The sequence below is a fragment of the Streptomyces sp. NPDC006265 genome (assembly GCF_040613555.1).
Taxonomy (GTDB): domain Bacteria; phylum Actinomycetota; class Actinomycetes; order Streptomycetales; family Streptomycetaceae; genus Streptomyces.
The window spans coordinates 1-1,327 of the sequence record NZ_JBEXSH010001434.1 but is presented as its reverse complement, the minus strand read 5'-3'; the positions used below and the strand labels follow the sequence as shown (position 1 = coordinate 1,327).

Annotated in this window: 1 protein-coding gene and 1 pseudogene; both read left to right on the top strand. The window is 70.3% G+C overall.

The window, feature by feature from the left end; genetic code table 11:
• Positions 1-455: helix-turn-helix domain-containing protein (locus tag ABZ281_RS49570; RefSeq protein ID WP_356665440.1), on the top strand; the 455-nt coding region annotated here is incomplete at its 5' end.
• A 150-nt stretch (positions 456-605) separates the two neighbouring features.
• Positions 606-1,238: pseudogene (locus tag ABZ281_RS49565) on the top strand (cutinase family protein); the annotation flags it as partial.
• Positions 1,239-1,327: the final 89 nt, after the last annotated feature.

Here is a 1,327-nt window from a genome sequence, read left to right as displayed (position 1 = left end):
CGCAGCCGCTGCTCCGACCTGCGCTCGGGCTCGGCCCGACGGTCGCGGTCACCGAGGCCGCGCAGTCGCTGCGTCTGGCCACCCGGGCGCTCGGGCTGATGGGTCGTGGGGTGCTGCCCCGCCAAGGCGTGGTGCGCTGCAACGAGCATCTGTCGACGCTGCTGCTGTACGGCGACGAGCCGCTGCTGGAGCGGCTCCAGGCCCGGGTCCTGGCGCCCCTCGACACGGTCTCGGCGGGGCAGCGCGACCGGCTCGCCGAGACACTGCTGGCCTGGCTGCTCAGCGGCAGCAACGTGCCGGACGTCGCCGTGCGGCTGCACATTCACCCGCAGACGGTCCGCTACCGTCTGCGCCAGCTGGAGAAGCTGTTCGGCGACGCCCTGCACGACCCGGCGACCCGCCTCGACCTCATTCTCGCGTTGCGCGCGGAATCGCTGCCCGCGGGGCAGAACTGACGTCCGCATTCAGGCGCTTGCTCAATCGGCGACAAAAATGGGCGGGGTTTCCATAATCCCGTCCATAACAGCAGGCGAGAGAAAGCCCATACGTTCGGGGCGTCCTTTTTCGCAGGCGCTTCACGCGCCTTTCCACGCGGAGGATCCCCCATGCGTATCCGTATGTGTCTCGCGGCGCTCTCGCTGGCCGGCGGGGCCGGGCTCGCCACCCTCTCGGCTCCCTCGGCCGTGGCCGCGGCCTGCTCGGACGTCGAGGTCGTCGCGGCCCGCGGCACCTTCGAGCCGGGCACGCTCGGCTTCATCGTCGGCGACCCGGTGTATTCCGCCCTGCAGAAGAAGGCGGTGGGCAAGAATGTGTCCAGCTACAAGGTGAACTACCCCGCCGACCTCTCTCCCACATCCGCGGCACAGGGCAATCTGGATCTGGTGAACCATGTGAAGAGCCAGGCCGCCGCCTGCCCGAATCAGAAGTTCGTTCTCGTCGGCTATTCGCAGGGTGCGAACGTCGTAGACAACTCGATCGGCATCAGCAGCGCCGGTGCGGTGGTCGGCAGCCCCATCGTGGCCACCCTGCCCGCGGCGGTCGAGCCCAAGGTCGCCGCAGTGCTGCTGTTCGGCAACCCGATCCGGGCTCTCGGCAAGAGCGTCACCGGCACCTACCAGGGCCGCACGCTCGACCTCTGCGCCAAGGGCGACCCCGTCTGCGAGAACGGCGGGGGCGACGTCGGGGCGCACCTGAGCTACCGGGACGACGCCGAGGAGGCAGCCACGTTCGCCGCGGGGGGCGACGGCCAGCCCCTTGCCGCCGCGGGGCAGGAGTTCGCCGCGCACGGTCAGGTCGTAGCGGACGACTCCGGCGTGCACGAGGCAGC